Here is a 207-nt window from a genome sequence, read left to right on the forward strand (position 1 = left end):
CATCGGGCGCCCGCGTCCCGGAGATCACCTCCGCCATCGCCCGCTGGCCATTGCCCGACACCCCGGCAATGCCGAGGATTTCGCCGGCACGGACGGCAAGCGATATGTCGCGCAGCGCCGTGCCCGAATGATGCGAGGTGAAGATACCATTGAGGGTCAGCACCGCAGCACCCGGCGCGGGGACCATCGGCGCCGGCGGCACGATCT

General features: G+C 69.6%; 1 pseudogene. It reads right to left on the minus strand.

Features of this window, described 5'->3' with window-relative positions:
- Positions 1-207: pseudogene (locus EOB49_RS36305) on the minus strand (ABC transporter ATP-binding protein); the annotation flags it as partial.

The organism is Mesorhizobium sp. M7A.F.Ca.MR.148.00.0.0 (assembly GCF_003997735.1).
GTDB lineage: Bacteria > Pseudomonadota > Alphaproteobacteria > Rhizobiales > Rhizobiaceae > Mesorhizobium.